Genomic DNA, 20,926 nt, shown 5'->3' on the forward strand with positions numbered 1-20,926 from the left:
CCCATAATTGTATAGAAATTCATTTTATCCTTACTAATTGTACCACAAATAAATGGGACTGTTAAACCATTTGAAAAAGTTCTGTTTTAATAAAAAAAGATACAGATAATAGGAACTGTATTAGTTGTTTCCTACCATCTGTATCATATTAATTATTTAAATTGATCAACGTCTTGCTTTTCTTTACCAACCTTATTTAGTACTTTTGTATATTTTTCAGATACTTCTTTTAACTTTTTATAGTTCTGTTCTATTGCTTTTGATTTTTCATTAACACCTTGTTGTGTCGCATCATTTTGATTTAAATATTTAAACAATGTTTTTTCTGAATTGACAGCATTTTTATAAGCTTTAGAGTATTCACCATGCAATTTGTATTTTTCTTTTAATACATCATCTAATTGTTTTACTTCTTTACGTTTAACATCATTATCAATGTTATCAACGTGACTTTTTGCTTTCTTAAAGTCTTGTTCAGACTTCTTAATTGCGTCTTCTTCTTTTTCAAATTCCTTTAGACGATCATCGGCATTTTTAATTAAATCTTTTACTGCTTTACCGCGAACTGCTGTATCTTTACTATTGACATCTTCAGTTAATTTTTTCTTTTTCTCATCTAATTCAGCAATTTTCTTACCAACAGTTTTAATTGGTTCTTCATCGTCTTTAATTTTATCCACTTGCTTTAAATATGCCTTAATTTCTTTTTTATCCGTAGTACATCCTGCAAGCAAGACACTAGATGCTAATACTACTGCGATTGTTTTTCCAAATTTCATTACTTGTACCTCCACTTGCTATTTAAATTAAATGATAAATAAAATCTGCTTGGAAATCAATTTTAAACAATTACATTACACATCTTCATTACTAAGTATATCTGTTGACAGTTACGTCATTTATAATATAATTTTTAAAGTCAAGATGATAAATAAATTTCTAAAGTATCATTGCTTGAAATCAACACTTTAATCATTTTTTAGGCAATTAGCATATCTGAAAATTTACATATACTATCTAAAATAAACCTTGGCAGTAGTTGGTTAACTTTGTACATACATACACATAAAAATGTATGAGTATCTTAACAACCTTTTTACTGTCATTCAACTAAAACAAATTAAAATAAGGAAGGTGCAATATATGTTAACAATGAAAGACATCATTAGAGATGGTCATCCAACTTTGCGTCAAAAAGCAGCCGAGCTAGAATTACCATTAACTAAAGAAGAAAAAGAAACATTAATCGCCATGAGAGAGTTTTTAGTAAATAGTCAAGATGAGGAAATCGCGAAACGATACGGTTTACGTTCAGGCGTTGGTTTGGCTGCACCTCAAATTAATATTTCTAAACGTATGATTGCTGTTCTAATACCAGATGATGGCAGTGGCAAATCTTATGACTATATGCTTGTGAACCCCAAAATTGTAAGTCATAGTGTTCAAGAAGCCTATTTACCAACTGGTGAAGGTTGCCTTAGTGTCGATGATAATGTTGCTGGTCTAGTTCACCGTCATAATAGAATTACAATTAAAGCCAAAGACATCGAAGGTAATGATATACAATTACGTCTAAAAGGATATCCAGCAATTGTTTTCCAACATGAAATTGATCATTTAAATGGTGTAATGTTCTATGATCACATTGACAAAGACCACCCATTACAACCACATACAGATGCAGTAGAAGTTTAAAACACACTATTACTAATTATCAAAGCTTAGGATAAATATGATGTCCTAAGCTTTTTCTTTTACAACTTTTCCTAATAAATAACAGTAAAATATATTCACCTTTCTACCAAACTTTTTATCCCCTCATTTAAATTTTACCGTTTCATATAAAATCCTTTAATTCTTTCTTAACATTAATTTATAATCTCTACATTTATTTTAATAAATAGAACTGCACATTTATTCGAAATACTTAGATTTCTAGTGAGATAAACTGCTTTATTTATTATCATTCATCATGTAAAATAAGATTTAACTGAAATTTTAGTGTTATTTCACTAATTTTTTAAAATGAACGACATGATGAACCTAGTTATTAACCAAATCGTTATTAAGTTAAATTATAGAGATGATTGGAATGAATTTATCGATATATACTCCAATACGATTTTACTAGGGTTAACAATAAATTAAACAAACATTCTTAGGAGGAATTTTTAACATGGCAGTATTTAAAGTTTTTTATCAACATAACAGAGACGAGGTAATTGTGCGTGAAAATACACAATCACTTTATGTTGAAGCTCAAACAGAAGAACAAGTACGTCGTTACTTGAAAGATCGTAATTTTAATATCGAATTTATCACTAAATTAGAGGGCGCACATTTAGATTACGAAAAAGAAAACTCAGAACACTTTAATGTGGAGATTGCTAAATAATGAAACAATTACATCCAAATGAAGTAGGTGTATATGCACTTGGAGGTCTAGGTGAAATCGGTAAAAATACTTATGCAGTTGAGTATAAAGACGAAATTGTCATTATCGATGCAGGTATCAAATTCCCTGATGATAACTTATTAGGGATTGATTATGTTATACCTGACTACACATATCTAGTTCAAAACCAAGATAAAATTGTTGGCCTATTTATAACACATGGTCACGAAGACCATATAGGCGGTGTGCCCTTCCTATTAAAACAACTTAATATACCTATTTATGGTGGTCCTTTAGCATTAGGTTTAATCCGTAATAAACTTGAAGAACATCATTTATTACGTACTGCTAAACTAAATGAAATCAATGAGGACAGTGTGATAAAATCTAAGCACTTTACGATTTCTTTCTACTTAACTACGCATAGTATTCCTGAAACTTATGGCGTCATCGTAGATACACCTGAAGGAAAAGTAGTTCATACCGGTGACTTTAAATTTGATTTTACACCTGTAGGCAAACCAGCAAACATTGCTAAAATGGCTCAATTAGGCGAAGAAGGCGTTCTATGTTTACTTTCAGACTCAACAAATTCACTTGTGCCTGATTTTACTTTAAGCGAACGTGAAGTTGGTCAAAACGTAGATAAGATCTTCCGTAACTGTAAAGGTCGTATTATATTTGCTACCTTCGCTTCTAATATTTACCGAGTTCAACAAGCAGTTGAAGCTGCTATCAAAAATAACCGTAAAATTGTTACGTTCGGTCGTTCGATGGAAAACAATATTAAAATCGGTATGGAACTTGGTTATATTAAAGCACCACCTGAAACATTTATTGAGCCTAATAAAATTAATACCGTACCGAAGCATGAGTTATTGATACTATGTACTGGTTCTCAAGGTGAACCAATGGCAGCATTATCTAGAATTGCTAATGGTACTCATAAGCAAATTAAAATTATACCTGAAGATACCGTTGTATTTAGTTCATCACCTATCCCAGGTAATACAAAAAGTATTAACAGAACTATTAATTCCTTGTATAAAGCTGGTGCAGATGTTATCCACAGCAAGATTTCTAACATCCATACTTCAGGGCATGGTTCTCAAGGTGATCAACAATTAATGCTTCGATTAATCAAGCCGAAATATTTCTTACCTATTCATGGTGAATACCGTATGTTAAAAGCACATGGTGAGACTGGTGTTGAATGCGGCGTTGAAGAAGATAATGTCTTCATCTTTGATATCGGAGATGTCTTAGCTCTAACACACGATTCAGCACGTAAAGCTGGTCGCATTCCATCTGGTAATGTACTTGTTGATGGTAGTGGTATTGGTGATATCGGTAATGTTGTAATAAGAGACCGTAAGCTATTATCTGAAGAAGGTTTAGTTATCGTTGTTGTTAGTATTGATTTTAATACAAATAAATTACTTTCTGGTCCAGACATTATTTCTCGAGGATTTGTATATATGAGAGAATCAGGTCAATTAATTTATGATGCACAACGCAAAATCAAAACTGATGTTATTAGTAAGTTAAATCAAAATAAAGATATTCAATGGCATCAGATTAAATCTTCTATCATAGAAACATTACAACCTTATTTATTTGAAAAAACAGCTAGAAAACCAATGATTTTACCAGTCATTATGAAGGTAAACGAACAAAAAGAATCAAACAATAAATAATCAAAAAGCTACTAACTTTGAAGTGAAGTTTTAATTAAACTCACCACACATTGTTAGTAGCTTTTTCTTTATATATGATATTTATTTGAATATATCAAATAAATGATTATCGATTATCTCGTCGCAATATTTTTTTCAAAGCGATTTAAATCATTATCATGTCCAATCATAATTAAAATATCACCTATTTCTAAATTAATATTTGGATTTGGTGAAATGATGAACTCTTTGCCTCGTTTAATTGCAATAATGTTAATTCCATATTGTGCTCTTATATCTAAATCAATGATAGACTGCCCCGCCATCTTTTCAGTTGCTTTCAATTCTACAATAGAATGCTCGTCTGCCAACTCAAGATAATCAAGTACACTTGCACTCGCAACATTATGCGCAATACGTCTACCCATATCACGCTCAGGGTGCACAACCGTATCTGCTCCAATTTTATTTAAAATCTTTGCATGATAATCATTTTGTGCTTTAGCAGTTACTTTTTTTACACCTAACTCTTTTAAAATCAAAGTCGTCAACGTACTTGATTGAATATTTTCACCAATTGCCACAATGACATGATCAAAGTTACGGATACCTAAACTTTTCATAACTGCTTCATCTGTAGTGTCTGCAACAACCGCATGAGTAGCGATATCACTATATTCATTCACTCTATTTTCATCATGGTCGATGGCCATTACATCCATGTCTAATGCATTCAACTCACGAACGATACTACCTCCAAAACGACCTAGACCGATGACTACATATTCTTTACCCATACTCGCCCTCCATTAAATGATTTTCATCAATTCATTGAAAATATAAATTTAAAATTATTATAAATGAGTACCCCAACTAAATTATCTAAATGCAGTAATGCAAGTAAATGAAAGTTGGGGTATCGTCTCAACTTATGATTTCTTTCCTTCAACATATTCTTTGTCGAAAACAAATAATCTTAATAATAATATTAACGATGGAAGTAATAAAAGTAAACCTAAAATAAAGACAATCACTAATGTCCAGCCCATTTCTGGATTAACATATGCATCTGTAATTTTTACAAACGGATATAAAAGATATGGCAATTTACTAATTCCATAGCCAAAGAACGCGAACATCATTTGTAAAATAACAAATACAAAAGCCAAACCATGCTTTTTCTTAAAGAATGTTAACAATGAAGCTAATGCAAAGAATAAGAAACTTATAGCAAACATCCACCAGTAGTCAAAAACAGCTGAATAAAAATGTTCAGAATTTTGAATGCGTAATGATAGAAATACGAATAAACAAATGATAATCATCGGTGGCCCTAAAAATATGTGCCATTGTCTTGTTAAATTATATGCTGGTTCGTCATTTGCTTTTTTAGCATAATATGTCAAAAATCCTGATGAAATATATAAAACTGAAATAATTGCCAAGAATACTACAGACCAAGCAAATGGGCTTAATAGTAACTGCACCCAATCTAGATCGATAACATTGTTTCGAACATTAATATAACCACCTTCTGTAATAGTTAAAGCAGTTGATAATGAAGCTGGAATTAATAATCCACTTACCCCATACATGATCATCCATGCTAATTTTGTATCTTGACCATAATTTTCAAATGCATAAAAACTGTTTCTCAACGATATCATAATCAGTGCTATTGAACCTGGTATTAACAATACCGTGCCTAAATATTTGATTGACTCAGGAAAGAAACCTACGAATCCTACGAAGAAGAAAACAAAGAATACATTCGTAACTTCCCAAACTGGGTTCAAATAACGTGAAATTAAGTGATTAATTTTCTTTTCATCACCAGTTAACTTTGAATGCAATGCGAAGAAACCTGCCCCAAAATCTATAGAAGCAATAATGATATAGCAAAATAAAAACAACCATAACACTGTTATACCTATAAATGCATAAATCATTTTTCTATTTCTCCTCCTTGCTTCTTGGCTAAACGATTTACATCTTCATACGCCGGTTTATTTTTAAACATACGAATTAATACGTATGCACATGTATACATTAAAATGATGTACAATATGCCAAATAAAATTGTAACGAAGGTTATTCCGCCTGCTTGTGTTGCTGCTTCTGCCACGCGCATATAACCACGAACAATCCAAGGCTGTCTACCCATCTCTGTTAAGAACCATCCAAATTCTATAGCTAGCATTGAAGCTGGTCCTGTTAATAATATTCCGTAAAGCATCCATTTATGAGTAGAAAACTTTCTAAGCTTTTTAAACATTAAAGTTAAGACATAAACACCTGAAATGACAAAACATAAAATTCCCATCGTTACCATTAAATCAAAGAAATAATGGACAATCATAGGCGGATGTAAACTTTTCGGAAAATCATTTAACCCTTGCACTTTAGTTTTGACACTATTATCTGCTAAGAAACTCAATAGTCCAGGTAATTCAATCGCACCTTTAACTTGCTGAGTCTTTTCATCTAACACACCAAATAATAATAATTTGGCATGGGAAGATGTATCGAAATGCCATTCATAAGCTGCTAATTTTTCAGGTTGGAATTTATGCAAAAATTTTGCAGATAAATCCCCTGCCAACATAGAAAGTAAAGTTGAAAAGAATCCAACTATCATAGACATTTTCAAAGCTTTCTTATGGTAGACAGTATCTTTAGGTTGACGATTACGCAATAATTTAAAAGCTGCTATTGATGCAATAACAAATGCCATCGTCATACCGGCTGTAGTAATTACGTGAAATGATCGAACTATAAACGATGGGTTAAACATCGCTTCTATAGGTTGAACATTGACCATCTTTCCATTCTTCAACTCAAAACCTGCAGGCGTATTCATAAATGAATTCACTGAAGTAATGAAGAATGCTGAGAAAGAGCCACCAATAATTACTGGTATACTAATTAAGAAATGTGTCCATTTATTTTTAAAACGGTCCCAAGTATATAAATATATACTTAAGAAAATAGCTTCAAAGAAGAACGCAAATGTTTCCATAAATAACGGAAGTGCAATAACGTGTCCACCCATTTCCATAAATGTAGGCCAAATCAATGATAATTGAAGTCCTATAATTGTACCTGTAACAACTCCCACTGCTACAGTAATTGTATAAGCTTTAGCCCATCTTTTGGCCATAGCTATATATTGAAGATCATTTTTGCGAATACCTAAAAATTCTGCAATTGCGAACATTAAAGGCATACCAACACCAATCGTTGCAAAAATGATATGAACTGCTAAAGTCATAGCTGTCAAAAACCGACTGATTTCAACTGTATCCATTTAAAAACATCACCTTTTTCTTTTTTTGATGACAACACAATGAACTTAATTATAATTGCTATAATGTGTATTTTTAAAACATTATGCGCTATGAAATTGTGTATAATTTATGTCAGTTCACAATGTGTTCACAAATTTGAATTTCAATGTATAATTGTGTATATTACATTAGAATAAAGCACGAAGGAGCATGATACATGTCAGAAATAATCGTTTATACGCAGAATGATTGTCCACCTTGTACATTTGTAAAAAATTATCTAAATGAGCATCAAATTGATTTTGAAGAAAGAAATATCAACAATCAACAATATCGAAACGAAATGATAGATTTTGATGCTTTTTCAACTCCGTTTATTTTGTTGAATGGCAATCCAATGTACCATGTTGATTTTGATGAAATCAACAAAGTATTAAATATCCAAGATTAATTTTCATCTAAATCAACTTCATCATTTTTAGCTATCATAATTAAATATCGATTTTTAAATTAATTAACATTAATTAAAGAACAACATTTTGCCAATGACACCTAGTTGTTTAATTAGTTAGCAACAACATTCCTTGAAATTAACATAAATCATAAAAAAGAACCCGAAGTATTCATAATTACTCACAATGAATACTTCGGGTTTATTTATAATTCTGTCTTTCGAAAGAATTAATTATTTTACGTAGTTGTTAACTAATTCAATAACTTCTTCTTGCGTTGCACAGTCGACTGCACGGTTAGCAAGTTCAGTCATTTCATTTTTACTTAAACCATTAATTTGTCTTCTTGCTTTCAGAATAGACGTTGCACTCATAGAGAACTCATCTAAACCTAAACCAAGTAATAATGGAATAGCTGTTTCATCTCCAGCCATTTCACCACACATACCTGTCCATTTACCTTCTTTATGTGACGCTTCAATAACTTGTTTAACTAAACGTAAGATTGAAGGGTTATATGGTTGGTATAGATATGATACACGCTCTGACATACGGTCAGCAGCTAATGTGTATTGAATTAAATCATTTGTACCGATACTGAAGAAATCTACTTCTTTAGCAAAGACATCAGCTAATGCTGCTGTTGCAGGTATCTCTACCATGATTCCTAATTCTATATCATCTGAAATGTCATGACCTTCATTTTTAAGGTTTTCTTTTTCTTCTAATAATATAGCTTTAGCTTCTCTAAATTCGTTAATTGTTGCAACCATTGGGAACATGATATTTAACTTACCATAAACCGATGCACGTAATAATGCACGTAGTTGTGGTCTGAAAATATCTTGTTGCGCAAGGCATAAGCGAATCGCACGATAACCTAAGAATGGATTCATTTCTTCAGGCAAGTTTAAGTATGATAATTCTTTATCTCCACCTATATCTAAAGTACGTACAACAACACGTTTACCGTTCATTGCTTCTAATACTTCTTTATAAGCTTCAAATTGCTCTTCTTCTGTAGGCATTTGGTCACGACCCATATATAAAAACTCAGTTCTATATAAGCCGATACCTTGTGCACCATTTTCAATAACACCTGGCAAATCATTAGGTGTACCAATATTTGCAGCAAGCTCTGCGTGAACACCATCAACTGTAACAGTATCAGCATCACGTAGTTTTTGTAATTCTTTCTTGTCAGCAAAATAACGCTCACGTTTATCTTGATAAGCGATTAACTCATCTTCAGTTGGATTAACGATTACATCACCATTTAATCCATCTACGATAATCATGTCGCCTTGTTTAACTTCTTGAGTAATTGATTTTGTACCAACAATTGCTGGAATTTCTAAAGAACGACTCATAATCGCAGAGTGACTTGTTCTTCCGCCAATGTTTGTAGCAAAACCTTGTACGAATTCTTTATTTAATTGAGCAGTATCAGATGGCGTTAAGTCATTCCCTACAATAACAACGCTTTCATCGATCATACTCGGATTCGGTAATTCTACACCTAAAATATGTGATAACACACGTTTAGAAACGTCGCGAATATCAGCCGCACGTTCTTTCATGTATTCGTTATCCATAGATTCAAAAATTGTAACAAATTGTGTTGTTACATCCGTTAATGCTGTAGCAGCATTAGCGTTTTCATTTTTAATCTTATCTTGGATTGGTTGAATTAATTCAGGGTCATCTAAAACTAATAAATGTGCATCAAAGATAGCAGCTTTATCAGCACCTAGTTGAACCTCTGCATTATTTCTAATTTTAGTTAACTCAACTTTAGAAGCTTCGATAGCGCTATTGAACTTTGCAACTTCTCCTTCAACATCAGTGACTTTTTCATTTTTGTCGAATGTTAAGTCTGGCTCAACTAATAAATAAGCTTTAGCAATTGCGACACCATCAGATGCGGCAATACCTTTAATTAATTTAGACATGATTATTTAGTCAATCCTTCTTTTGATAAGACGTCACTGATTGCTTGAATGGCGTCAGATTCATCACTACCGTCAGCATAAATTGTAATTTCAGCATCTTTACCAACACCAAGGCTCATAACACCCATGATTGATTTTAAGTTAACTTTCTTACCGTTATATTCTAATTGAATATCAGAATCGAATTTTGAAGCTGTTTGTACTAACATTGTTGCTGGTCTAGCGTGAATACCAGTCTCGTCGATGATTACATATGAATTTTGTTCCATAATTACATTTCTCCTTCGTATAGTTAGAATCTTCAATATTATTACAATACTAACTTAGTTTTATACATTAACTTTACCAAAACCATGCTTTAAATTCAATTCGTTTAAAACCGGTTTCAGTAAAATTTGCAAATTGCAAAACTATTATAGCACCTACATGACATTTTTAATAACATTTTCGCATTTTTGAATGTGATCTTTTCCAATTTTATTCATAAAATAATAACTAATTGATGCAGATACAGCTTGTCCTACTACCGGGAACCATTTCGTTTGTTTTGCAGCAGTACGTTTAGCTACATCTCTAATAACTATTTTTAAAAATGCACTTGAAATTCTTTTACCAATAAATTGACTACCTTGAATTGCTGCTGCAGACATAACTCTTTCTTTCACATCATCTCCAAGGCTATTAACTTGCTTATGATCTAAGCCATAAATTTTATTAACATCTTCGATAATATCTTTCATTAATTTTAAATCGACACCAAAGTCTAATCCAGGAATTGGAACAACGCTCATTGTTGATGACATTAAAGACTTCCTCTTTACAATTGCTTCAGCACGTTGTCGTCTTTCATTTAATTCTTTAATTGTCGTAGGCATTGCCCCCTTTTCATTAATGTTTTCTATTTTAAAAACTGAATTACCAATTTTATTAGTTAAATTTGACGTTAAATTATTTTTGAATCCCATAATATTATCACCCTTCTTTTTCTCAATAAGTTACTATACCCCTTTTTATCAAATTAATGTCTAATATTTACAAAAACAGCTTTTAAATATTTAGATGGCTTATAATGTGGATGTGTTTTAAAATCTTTTGGTAATCCCATAACTTCAGTTAATTCATAATCAACGCCACTCTCTTCAAGTGTCTTTTTAATAGTATTTTTAAATTGCTTTAATGGATATACACTTGCGTTTGTACATAATAATAATGTTCCTTCAGATGATAAGATATTTAAGGCGCCATTAATTAATTTGTCATAATCTTTTTGCACTGAAAATGTACGTTTTTTGTTGCGTGCAAAGCTAGGTGGATCAATCACGATCGTGTCATAACTATGTCCATGACGTGCAGCATATTTATAGAAATCAAAAGTGTCCATGACATAAATATATTGAGATTTAGGATCAATAGCATTTAATCCAAAATTTTCTTCAGTTAAACTACGAGAACGATTAGCCAAATCTACACTTGTTGTTGAAGATGCCTCACTTGCTGCTATTACAGAAAAAGCACCTGTATAACTAAATAAGTTTAAAACATGGCGTTCTTTGGCATATTGATCCCTTAATTTCTTGCGCACTTCTTTTTGATCTAAAAAGATACCTGTCATCAAACCATCTTCAAGGTCTACGTTATAAAATGTGAAGTTTTCTTCGATAACAATTGGAAACTCAGGTGCATCGCCTTCAACAAAACCACCACTATATTCGCTGTCTTTAAATCTTACTTTTTCGTAAATAGATTTATAATCAAATACTTTTCTAACCGCTTCAAGAATGGCATATTTAAATTTATAAATACCTTTTGAGTACCATTGAATCAACAAATGGCCATCGTAATTGTCGATCGTTAATCCCCCAACACCATCACCTTCAGCATTAAATAATCTAAAAGCATTTGTTCCATCTATATTAAAATAATAATCACGTTCTGCTAATGCAGTATTAAACAATTTCACAAAGAAAGCTGTGTTGATTTCTTGAGCTTTATCGTATGTTAGAACCCAACCTAATCCTTTATGTTGGCGACCAACATAAGCCGTTGCAACATATTGTGATTTATCAGTCACAATTTGAAAAATATCTCCTTCTTTTAAATGATCTTGTGAATAGATATCCTCTTCTTCAATTAAAGGATATCCATTAAAATATTTTGTTTCTTTGCCTTTGTTCAGAGTTGCTATTTTCATCTGACAACTTCCTTTCTGTGTATCGTTGTAGTTTTATATAGATTAAATTGTTTGCCAAATTTCAATATCATCTACTTCTAATCTTACTGTTGATTTTAACAAATTAGTAATTCGAATGATATATGTTAAATTTCTACAAAGGAAATACTATATATCGTTTCGCCAATTCCATATGTCGCTTCAACTATTTACTAGTTTTCTTGATTTTACAAATGGATAACTTTTCAACTATTTTATTTGCACTAAAACTTTGTATACAATTTTCAATACTTAATTCACATCACCTGAATCAATCAAATCTAGTTACAAAAAAGTACTATCCATAAACTTCATTGACCTGTATCTAAATAAGTTAGAGATAAATCTAACTTATAGCGTACACATCAAAATGTTTAATAGATAGTACTTTTATAATGCTTTTAATTATGGTCGCTCTCGTAATTGTAACGAATAAGAAATGATGATTGCCAATAACATTAATAGTAATGTTGGCGTAATGAACACTGAAAGTAGTAGTCCATGAATCATTATATTTATAAATTCCGTTAACAATTTAAAGAATAAAATGCTCCCCATAAATAGTTGTAAATAATAAAACTTACCTTTCAAGTGGAAAGTTAACGTTGTAGCGATATATGCGATAATAATGAATAGCAGAATTAGTAATGTAACCCATTCAATAACATATTGTGTCTGTGATAATTTCCAATCACCAGATACAAATAATGCATTACGATTATTAAATTCTAAAAATGTGAATAAAAAGATGACGACACCACAAAATAGTTCGACATACATTGGTTTAACCCATTTCGGTTTTCTCATCCAATCAGGAATATCGTCTTCTTGAATATCGATAATATCATTAACTTTCTTTTTGAATTTATCTCTTTTAGCTCTAATTTTATCTAAATCGACACTTCTTCTTGTCTTACGTGCATATTCTGTAGTCTTATCTTGGAGTTGTTTCAAGTGAATTTTAGTTTGATTCGTGACATTCCCTTTACTTGTTCTTGATAATTCTGGCTCCTCTTCACCTAATTCTTGCTTTGTTAAAGGTAAAGCTCGGCGCAAGAACAAGAAATTCCAAATAGCCATTTGACCAAGTAACCACATAATTATAAAGAAAGCATTGACACTTAAGATATCAATTGACTCTATTTCATTAGCATCAATTCTGCCATACAATGCAATTTGTGTAATTAAGTAACTTATACCATAACTCACAATTATCCACATGAAATGATTTTTTACATTTTCCTGATTCAATTCATCTTTATAGACGATATATCCTATATGAATTGTAAATGGAATAATGAAAATCACTGCAAAGAATCCATAAACTTGTGTCATTAATATAAGAGTAATAATAAAGTACATGATACCGATAACTAAGAAAAAGATAGAAATATCATAGTCATACTTAATAGTTCTAAGTAATGTATGACCAATCAACATAACTAAAATACCGAATATAATTATCACAATTGCACTAACTATAGGGAAATTACCTATAAATCGACTCATTACTTTAATAATTTCACTGAAAAATGCATTCAGAAATTCCCACACATTATGAACATGTGTATCAACTTTTTTACCACCATTTAATTGTTTAATTAATGGCAAGTTAATTAAAATAATGAGACCAGTGAAGAGTGAAACGATACCGATTAAATAGCTAAAAATAATTTCGGCGTGTTTCCTAAGAAAAGACATTATGTTCACCTCAAAATCATTATATATTAATCTAATGTTGTTGTCTTTAGATAAATGAATAAATAGTGCTATAGACTTAGAAAAGTTTAACGAAAGTACAACCGGGTAAGATTTATATATAAATAATTATCCAATTTGGGAGGAATTAATCATGTCAAATGAAAATCAAAATAAAAAAGCAGCAGAAAAAGCTAAAGAAGTTGAAGAAAAATTAAAAGATAAAAAAGAAGAAAAAACAGAAGATATTAATCAAACAAAACAAGATATCCAAGATACACTAAATTAATTTAGAGCCCCTTACAACCTTTAGTTGTTAGGGGCTTTTATGCATGCGCTCAGCGCAAGTATCCCTCTTTTACCTTACAACTTTTAGTTGTTAGGGGCTTTTATGCTTGTGCTCGGCGCAAGTATCCCTCTTTTACCTTACAAACTATAATTTATAAGCCATTATGCACGGATTCTTCACTGTTGTTAAAAAGGTATGATTGATAAGTACCCCTCTTCATTTATCAGCTCAATATTATTACATGTCACATATTTTTATATCTTTAATTACTAACATTCCTACTACATCTTCAATTTAAATCCAATGCTAATATTATAAATTTTAAATCGAATTAAACGAAATTTCATGAAGACAACCTATTGACATAAGTTTACAAACGTCTTACAGTATAATTAATTAAATAAATCGCACACACTAGGGGTGTTTTATACTGAGATGAGGCTTGCCCTCAAACCCTTTGAACCTGATCTAGCTTGAACTAGCGTAGGAAAGTGTTACTATACATATGTTTTACTAATATATATTGTGAACGCATAACTTTCCTATGGATGGTTGTGCGTTTTTTTATTAGGAGGATGTAAAAATGTCAAAAGGTTTAAAGCTATCTGAAATACTAGTAACCGTACTTATTTCAGTAGTATTCGCAGTTATTTACAATTTATGGTGGTTTGTTTACAATGGTGTGCAAGCTACAGGCCTTCACCTCGAACAATTAACAAACGGGGTTTGGTTCATGGCAGCGATTGTCTGCTATCTAATTATTCCAAAACCAGGTATTGCTTTACTGGCTGAATTTGCTGCAGGTGCCGGCGAAACTATCATTATGGGTCGTTTCGATATTCCGACAATTGTTTACGCTTTTATACAAGGTTTAGCGTGTGAACTTATCTTTGCAATTTTTAAATATCAATCTCGTTCAGTTATGGTAGCTATGTTAGCAGGTTTTTGTACAGCAATCGCGGCTTTCCCGATAGATTATTTCTATGGTTATTTAAATGAAGTTGCAGGTTGGAACTTAACATTATTCATAGTATTTAGATTAATTAGTGGTGCAGTAGTCGCCGGCGTCCTGTCTTACCTTTTAGTAAAAGCTTTAGATAAGACAGGTGTAACAAAATTATTTAGACCAGCTGCTAAAGAAGATTACGACAACTTATAAGAGGAGCCATTCAGAGTGTTAAAAGTAAGTGATTTACGATTAAAATATCCAAATGGTCAGCGTAAAATTTTCGATCATTTAAATATCAATATTCAAGACAAAGAAAAAGTACTTTTACTCGGTCCTTCTGGTTGCGGTAAAAGTACACTTCTGAATGTATTAAGTGGTATTGTTCCTAATTTAATTGAATTACCTATGAAATATGATGAACTAATCGTTGACCCATTAAGTGGTGTTATTTTCCAAGACCCTGATAGCCAGTTTTGTATGCCAAAAGTATACGAAGAACTTGCATTCGTTTTAGAAAATAGACAAGTACCACGTGAAGACATGGATGCGTTAATTATCAATGCTTTAAATATGGTCAATTTAAATGTTACCCCTGAAACGTATATCAAAGATTTAAGTGGCGGTATGAAACAGAAATTGGCAATTGTTGAAACCATTCTTCAACAATCAAAAACATTGTTTTTAGATGAACCGACAGCAATGTTAGATGTTCAAGCAACAGAAGATTTATGGACTAAACTAATTGAACTTTGGGAAGATCAAACTGTTGTAATCGTTGAACATAAAGTTAAACACATCTGGAATCATGTCGACCGCGTCATTTTGATGGATTATAACGGAAATATCATTGCCGATGAATGTCCTGAAATCATATTACAGAAGTATGTTCATTTATTCAGTGAATATGGTGTGTGGCATCCACGTGCATGGGAATTCGCTCCAAGTCGTGTTGACTTTCCAACAACAAACTCACACTTATTACAATTTAAAAATGGACGTATTATTCGCGGTAAATCAACATTGCTCTCATTCTCAGATTTAGAAATTGGTCTAGGTGAGTGGATTACAATTACAGGGGCAAATGGTAGTGGTAAAACAACCTTGCTTGAATCAATTATGCAATTGATTAAATATCAAGGTGATGTTTATTTTGAAAATCAGCGTTTAACAAAAATTAAACATGCAGCAAAACACATGTATTTAGTTTATCAAAACCCAGAGTTACAATTTATAACAAATTCGGTTTATGATGAAATTAACATTCATTTTAATCACCTTTCTAAAGATCAAAGTGATGATGAAACGATACAACTTTTAAAACTTTTAGATTTAGAAAATGTAAAAGATCAACATCCTTATGAGTTGTCTATTGGTCAAAAACGACGCCTTAGCGTAGCTACCGCACTAAGTTCTAAAGCTGATATCATCTTTTTAGATGAACCGACATTTGGACTTGATAGCCATAATACATTCCAGTTGATCAAACTTTTCCAAAAACGAATTAATTTGGGACAAAGTATTGTCATGGTTACACATGACGATGAAATAATTGAACGTTATCCATCAAGAAGACTTAAAATTTCAGATGGTGCGTTACTAGATTGTGATGGTGATACGAATGTATGAGCAATGGAAAGTTCGGCAATCATTTGTTGATGATGTCAACATTATAACGAAACTATTTCTTGGAATTATACTATTTTTCTTTATTATATTTGTGCATAATTTCGATTTTATGCTTTATATCACTATCTTAATGTTAGTTTTCTTATTGATGTTTAATGGTACTCAGTTTAAAATTACAGCAATTTTTATAACTATAAGTATTGGCTTTGCATTACTCTCTTCCCTGTTCATGATTTTATACGGGAATGGTAGCCATACAATTTTGAAATTCGGATTTATCCATATTACAACAGAAAGTTTAGTTCGTGGTTTACATGTATCATTAAGAACTATTGCTATTTCATTTTTCGGTATCTTAATCGCACTCACATCTCAGGTTGTCATGATTTTTTATAGTTTAATGCAACATTTAAAGGTTAAATCAAAAGTTGCTTATGCATTCATGGCTGCCATTCGTATGATACCTTTAATGATTAGTTCTTTAATACAGCTTCGCAGATCTTTAAAAATGCGCTATCAGATGATAGACGTAGCAAATTATAGAGGATTAAAGCGATTTAAGCATTTAATCATACCTCTATTAAGCCAAAACATTAGAAAGGCTCATCAATTATCAGTTGCGATGGAGTCGAAAGGATTTAGAGATGGTCCTCGTACTTACTATTACAACGTACCTTTCTCATATAAAGATGTAATCTTTATTATAGTTTTAATTGCCATTATTACTTTGGCATATTATTGTTCAATCACCTTACCCATCACGGGCATAGATGATGTTCGTCTTGGTCGTGTAGGTTAAATTTTATCCATAATTGTATAGATACTAAATTAGAAATTCATTGTATAGAAAAAGAAAACCATTTATTCCATACTAAACAAAAGAGGTGCCACAAACATGTTATTTTGTTCATCCAAACATGTTGTGGCGCCTCTTTTGTATTACATATACATAATCACAAATTTGGTACAGAAATCAATGTCCTAGACTCTACAACTAAAAAAGCTATGAAAAAATCTATTGTTATAGATTCGTTCATAGCTAACCTTAGTATTTTTAAATATACTTATTTAAGTTGTAGTGCTTTATTCGCAATGTCATGACGATAGAATAAATGGTCACTTTGTATTTGAGATACTTTTTCGTATGCGTCTCGCTGTGCATCATGTACATTGTCACCTTTTCCGATGGCAAGTATAACTCTACCACCTGAAGTAACAAAGGTATCACCTTGCTTCTTTAATCCACTAACAAAATAGTTTTCATTTAAATCAAAGCCACTTACTTTATGCCCTTTTTCATATGCATCAGGATATCCTTTTGATGCCAACATGACCCCTACAATAGATTCATTTTTCCATTTGAATTCAGTACGTTTTCCTTCATCTAAATCAATAATATGCTGCATTAAATCACTTTCCATGCGACTTAATAATACTTGAGCTTCAGGATCACCAAAACGGGCATTAAATTCAATTACTTTTGGACCATCTTTAGTTAAAATAGCACCAATGTATAATACTCCGAAGAATTGATAACCTTCATTAAGCATTGCCTTTGCAATGGGTTGTGCAATCGTTTCATTTGTAAGTTTTAAAACATCGTCACTAATATGTGGTACTGGACAATAAGCCCCCATACCACCAGTATTTGGTCCTTCATCATGATCAAATGCGCGTTTATGATCTTGTGCAATACAGTCGAAAGGAACTGCTAAATCACCATTAACAAATGTCATTAGCGAGAACTCTTCACCTTCTAAAAACGTTTCAAATACAACAGTACCTTCTTCTTCATCACCATACATAATCTCAATAGCACTTCTGGCTGCTTCAATAGTATCTGCAATAATAACGCCTTTCCCAGCAGCTAACCCATCTTTCTTGACAACAACGGGCAATTCACAGTTTTCAATATATGTTAAAGCATCCTTTTTTCGCTCAACTTCTTTATAATCCGCAGTTGGAATATTATATTTTTCCATTATCTTTTTAGCAAATAATTTTGAGCCTTCGATTTGAGCTGCTTGCTTATTTGGACCAAACACTTTGAAACCATTCGCTCGTAAAATGTCTGCTAATCCATCAATTAGCGGTTGTTCTGGACCTATAACTACCCAATCAACATTTTGCTGTTTAGCAAAATCTAGTATCCCTTGATGATCAGATTCTGAAATTTCAGTGTGTACTTCAGCTATAGGTGTCATTGCCTCATTACCTGGAATGACAAACACTTGTTTAACTAGATTCGATTGATTAAGTTTATATGCAAGTGCATGTTCTCGTCCACCAGCACCAATTACTAATACATTCATTTATGTTACGCCCCTTTAAAATTAGTGTTTAAAATGTCGAGTGCCTGTGACTACCATTGCAATACCATGTTTATTAGCCATATCAATTGAATCTTGATCTTTAATCGAACCACCCGGTTGGATAATTGCTTTTATACCATGTTGTGCTGCAAGTTCAACTGTATCTCCCATAGGGAAAAATCCATCAGATACTAACGCTACATGATCATTGATTTCAATAGCTCTCTCTAACGCAATTTTAGCAGCACCGACACGATTCATTTGTCCAGCACCTATACCTACAGTTTGTTTATTATTACTTAAAATAATTGCATTACTTTTTACTGATGGTACAACTTTCCATCCTAATAACATTGCTTCCCATTGTTCATCCGTAGGTGCTACTTCTGTAACAACTTTCATTTCTTCTTTTGGCACGACATAATTGTCTTTATCTTGAACTAAATATCCGCCAGATACTGAAACAAACTCTTCTTCGTTACTGTCTATAGTCATATCAATTTCTAATAATCTTACATTCTTCTTTTGTTTTAAAATATCTAATGCTTCATCTGTAAATTTTGGTGCAATAATGACTTCCAAAAAGATACTATGCAATTGCTCTGCTAACTCAGGTGTTACAGCTCGGTTTAATGCAACAATTCCACCAAATATTGATTGACTATCCGCTTCATACGCATGTTGAAATGCTTGTTCTATCGTGTCACCGATACCAACACCACATGGATTCATGTGTTTAACCGCAACTGCAGCAGGTGTATCAAACTTTTTAACTAAAGCTAGTGTAGCATCTGCATCTTTAATATTGTTATAGCTTAATTGTTTCCCATGTAATTGTTTAGCGCCTGCAATCGTGTGCTTAGCATTCGAAGTTCTCACAAAATACGCTGATTGTTGCGGATTTTCTCCATATCTTAAAGTTTCTTTATCCCCTTTAAAGAAACGTACAATCGCTTCATCATATTCTGCAGTATGCTCAAAAACTTTGATCATTAATGATTGTCTATATGACTCATCTAACGAATCGTTTCTTAATCGCGTCAATACTTCTTGATAATCTGCAGGATGTACAATTGTTGTTACATGTTTATAGTTTTTAGCTGCAGCACGTAACATTGTTGGACCACCAATATCAATATTTTCAATTGCTTCGTCCATCGTCACATCAGGGTTTGCAACAGTTTGTTGGAATGGATATAAATTAACTACTACCATATCAATTAAATCTATATGTTGTTCTGATAATTCATTTAAATGCTGCGGTTTATTTCGATCAGCTAAAATGCCACCATGAACAGCCGGATGTAATGTTTTAACACGGCCATCCATTATTTCTGGAAAATGTGTTAAGTCTGAAACAGAACGAACTGGTACATTTGCTTCATCTAATATACGTTTAGTACCACCTGTTGAATATAATTCATAATTTAATTGCGTTAACGCTTTAGCAAACTCTACAATACCTGTTTTATTTGATACGCTCAAAATAGCTTTCTTCATCACATACATACTCCTTATTTTACAATTTTAGCAATGACACTTGGATATAACTCATATTCCAATTTTTTTACTTTCTCTTCTAATTGTTCTTTTGAATCGTCCGGTCTAATATCACATTGTCTCTGTTCAATAATTTCTCCCGTATCCATACCACTATCAACATAATGTACTGTCGAACCAGTAATAGTATCGCCACTATGATATGCTTGGCCTATTGCGTCAATCCCCTTATATTTCGGCAATAGAGATGGATGTATATTCAATATTTTACCTTCAAATGAAGCTAATAAGTCTGGACCAATTAGACGCATGTAGCCAGCTAAAATAATCCACTCTACCTTATCTTCATTTAATAATGTTACTAAATGTTGTTCATACGCTGCTTTTGAATCAAATTGTTTTGGTTCATTAATATAAACAGGAATATCGTGCTTTTTTGCTCTATCTATACAAAACGCATTTTGATGATCCGTATATAGCGCCGTAACTTCAATATTTTCAAGTTTTCCTGATTCAACATGCTCAACTATATTTTCAAAGTTACTTCCTGAACCTGATGCAAAAATCGCAATTTTAACCAT

General features: G+C 32.0%; 21 protein-coding genes and 1 riboswitch. Of the genes, 9 read left to right on the forward strand and 12 right to left on the reverse strand.

The window, feature by feature from the left end; all coding sequences use genetic code 11:
- Positions 1-152: 152 nt before the first annotated feature.
- Positions 153-779 carry a YkyA family protein gene (locus JV528_RS09525; RefSeq protein WP_000668338.1) on the reverse strand — a complete coding sequence of 209 codons (627 nt, stop codon included), beginning with the start codon at positions 777-779 and terminating at the stop codon, positions 153-155.
- Positions 780-1,143: 364 nt separating this feature from the next.
- On the opposite strand from JV528_RS09525, the gene def reads away from it, so the two are divergent.
- From def to rnjA, 4 genes are all read left to right on the forward strand, one after another.
- On the forward strand, positions 1,144-1,695 hold the full coding sequence (gene def, locus JV528_RS09530; protein WP_000957036.1) for a peptide deformylase: 552 nt from the start codon (positions 1,144-1,146) through the stop codon (positions 1,693-1,695).
- Between the two features lie 330 nt (positions 1,696-2,025).
- The gene (locus JV528_RS09535) at positions 2,026-2,148 is read left to right on the forward strand and encodes a hypothetical protein (protein WP_001792047.1); all 123 of its coding nucleotides are present in this window, start codon (positions 2,026-2,028) and stop codon (positions 2,146-2,148) included.
- A 28-nt stretch (positions 2,149-2,176) separates the two neighbouring features.
- Positions 2,177-2,395, forward strand: a complete 219-nt coding sequence (locus tag JV528_RS09540; RefSeq protein WP_000257888.1) for a DNA-dependent RNA polymerase subunit epsilon — start codon at positions 2,177-2,179, stop codon at positions 2,393-2,395.
- A complete protein-coding gene (gene rnjA / locus JV528_RS09545) occupies positions 2,395-4,092 on the forward strand; it encodes a ribonuclease J1 (RefSeq protein WP_000811375.1) in 1,698 nt (565 codons plus the stop codon). The genes JV528_RS09540 and rnjA overlap by 1 nt, the downstream gene beginning before the upstream one ends.
- Positions 4,093-4,205: 113 nt before the next feature.
- On the opposite strand, the gene JV528_RS09550 is transcribed toward rnjA, so the two are convergent.
- The 3 genes from JV528_RS09550 to JV528_RS09560 all read right to left on the reverse strand — a co-directional run bounded on the left by JV528_RS09550 (position 4,206) and on the right by JV528_RS09560 (position 7,378).
- Positions 4,206-4,868, reverse strand: coding sequence for a potassium channel family protein (locus JV528_RS09550; RefSeq protein WP_000514290.1), 663 nt, complete (start codon positions 4,866-4,868; stop codon positions 4,206-4,208).
- A 132-nt stretch (positions 4,869-5,000) separates the two neighbouring features.
- Complete coding sequence (locus JV528_RS09555; RefSeq protein WP_000638453.1) at positions 5,001-6,020, reverse strand: cytochrome d ubiquinol oxidase subunit II; 1,020 nt, start codon at positions 6,018-6,020, stop codon at positions 5,001-5,003.
- The gene (locus JV528_RS09560; RefSeq protein ID WP_000381849.1) at positions 6,017-7,378 is read right to left on the reverse strand and encodes a cytochrome ubiquinol oxidase subunit I; all 1,362 of its coding nucleotides are present in this window, start codon (positions 7,376-7,378) and stop codon (positions 6,017-6,019) included. Before JV528_RS09560 ends, JV528_RS09555 begins: the two co-directional genes overlap by 4 nt.
- 197 nt (positions 7,379-7,575) lie before the next feature.
- Here JV528_RS09560 and nrdH point away from each other — a divergent pair, with 197 nt between their 5' ends.
- Positions 7,576-7,809 (forward strand): glutaredoxin-like protein NrdH, encoded by a 234-nt coding sequence (gene nrdH / locus JV528_RS09565; protein WP_001289616.1) that lies wholly within the window; start codon positions 7,576-7,578, stop codon positions 7,807-7,809.
- Between the two features lie 234 nt (positions 7,810-8,043).
- On the opposite strand, the gene ptsP is transcribed toward nrdH, so the two are convergent.
- The 5 genes from ptsP to auxA all read right to left on the reverse strand — a co-directional run bounded on the left by ptsP (position 8,044) and on the right by auxA (position 13,672).
- The gene (gene ptsP, locus JV528_RS09570; protein WP_000040057.1) at positions 8,044-9,762 is read right to left on the reverse strand and encodes a phosphoenolpyruvate--protein phosphotransferase; all 1,719 of its coding nucleotides are present in this window, start codon (positions 9,760-9,762) and stop codon (positions 8,044-8,046) included.
- 2 nt (positions 9,763-9,764) lie between these two features.
- Positions 9,765-10,031 carry a phosphocarrier protein HPr gene (locus JV528_RS09575; RefSeq protein WP_000437472.1) on the reverse strand — a complete coding sequence of 89 codons (267 nt, stop codon included), beginning with the start codon at positions 10,029-10,031 and terminating at the stop codon, positions 9,765-9,767.
- A 153-nt stretch (positions 10,032-10,184) separates the two neighbouring features.
- Positions 10,185-10,727: a hypothetical protein gene (locus tag JV528_RS09580; RefSeq protein ID WP_000505962.1), complete on the reverse strand. Its 543-nt coding sequence runs from the start codon at positions 10,725-10,727 to the stop codon at positions 10,185-10,187.
- A gap of 53 nt (positions 10,728-10,780) precedes the next feature.
- Positions 10,781-11,953 (reverse strand): class I SAM-dependent rRNA methyltransferase, encoded by a 1,173-nt coding sequence (locus JV528_RS09585; RefSeq protein WP_000685063.1) that lies wholly within the window; start codon positions 11,951-11,953, stop codon positions 10,781-10,783.
- Positions 11,954-12,376: 423 nt separating this feature from the next.
- On the reverse strand, positions 12,377-13,672 hold the full coding sequence (gene auxA / locus JV528_RS09590) for a lipoteichoic acid stability factor AuxA (RefSeq protein WP_000009069.1): 1,296 nt from the start codon (positions 13,670-13,672) through the stop codon (positions 12,377-12,379).
- A 151-nt stretch (positions 13,673-13,823) separates the two neighbouring features.
- Between auxA and graF the strand changes: the two genes are divergently transcribed.
- The 4 genes from graF to JV528_RS09610 all read left to right on the forward strand — a co-directional run bounded on the left by graF (position 13,824) and on the right by JV528_RS09610 (position 17,332).
- On the forward strand, positions 13,824-13,958 hold the full coding sequence (gene graF / locus JV528_RS09595; protein WP_000064214.1) for a glycopeptide resistance-associated protein GraF: 135 nt from the start codon (positions 13,824-13,826) through the stop codon (positions 13,956-13,958).
- A 406-nt stretch (positions 13,959-14,364) separates the two neighbouring features.
- Positions 14,365-14,465: riboswitch (TPP riboswitch) on the forward strand.
- A gap of 76 nt (positions 14,466-14,541) precedes the next feature.
- Positions 14,542-15,117 (forward strand): ECF transporter S component, encoded by a 576-nt coding sequence (locus JV528_RS09600; protein ID WP_204177225.1) that lies wholly within the window; start codon positions 14,542-14,544, stop codon positions 15,115-15,117.
- Between the two features lie 15 nt (positions 15,118-15,132).
- Positions 15,133-16,533, forward strand: coding sequence for an ABC transporter ATP-binding protein (locus JV528_RS09605; protein WP_204254827.1), 1,401 nt, complete (start codon positions 15,133-15,135; stop codon positions 16,531-16,533).
- Positions 16,526-17,332 (forward strand): energy-coupling factor transporter transmembrane component T family protein, encoded by an 807-nt coding sequence (locus tag JV528_RS09610; protein ID WP_000273260.1) that lies wholly within the window; start codon positions 16,526-16,528, stop codon positions 17,330-17,332. Before JV528_RS09605 ends, JV528_RS09610 begins: the two co-directional genes overlap by 8 nt.
- Before the next feature lie 265 nt (positions 17,333-17,597).
- Here the strand turns inward: JV528_RS09610 and purD are convergent, their stop codons facing one another.
- From purD to purN, 3 genes are read right to left on the reverse strand one after another with little or no spacing between them, the layout of a single operon-like run.
- Complete coding sequence (purD, locus tag JV528_RS09615; RefSeq protein ID WP_001101918.1) at positions 17,598-18,845, reverse strand: phosphoribosylamine--glycine ligase; 1,248 nt, start codon at positions 18,843-18,845, stop codon at positions 17,598-17,600.
- Between the two features lie 21 nt (positions 18,846-18,866).
- On the reverse strand, positions 18,867-20,345 hold the full coding sequence (gene purH / locus JV528_RS09620) for a bifunctional phosphoribosylaminoimidazolecarboxamide formyltransferase/IMP cyclohydrolase (RefSeq protein ID WP_000709282.1): 1,479 nt from the start codon (positions 20,343-20,345) through the stop codon (positions 18,867-18,869).
- A gap of 14 nt (positions 20,346-20,359) precedes the next feature.
- Positions 20,360-20,926: a phosphoribosylglycinamide formyltransferase gene (purN, locus tag JV528_RS09625; RefSeq protein WP_000238666.1), complete on the reverse strand. Its 567-nt coding sequence runs from the start codon at positions 20,924-20,926 to the stop codon at positions 20,360-20,362.

The sequence above is a fragment of the Staphylococcus sp. GDB20D11A genome (assembly GCF_016893255.1).
Taxonomy (GTDB): Bacteria; Bacillota; Bacilli; order Staphylococcales; family Staphylococcaceae; genus Staphylococcus; species Staphylococcus aureus.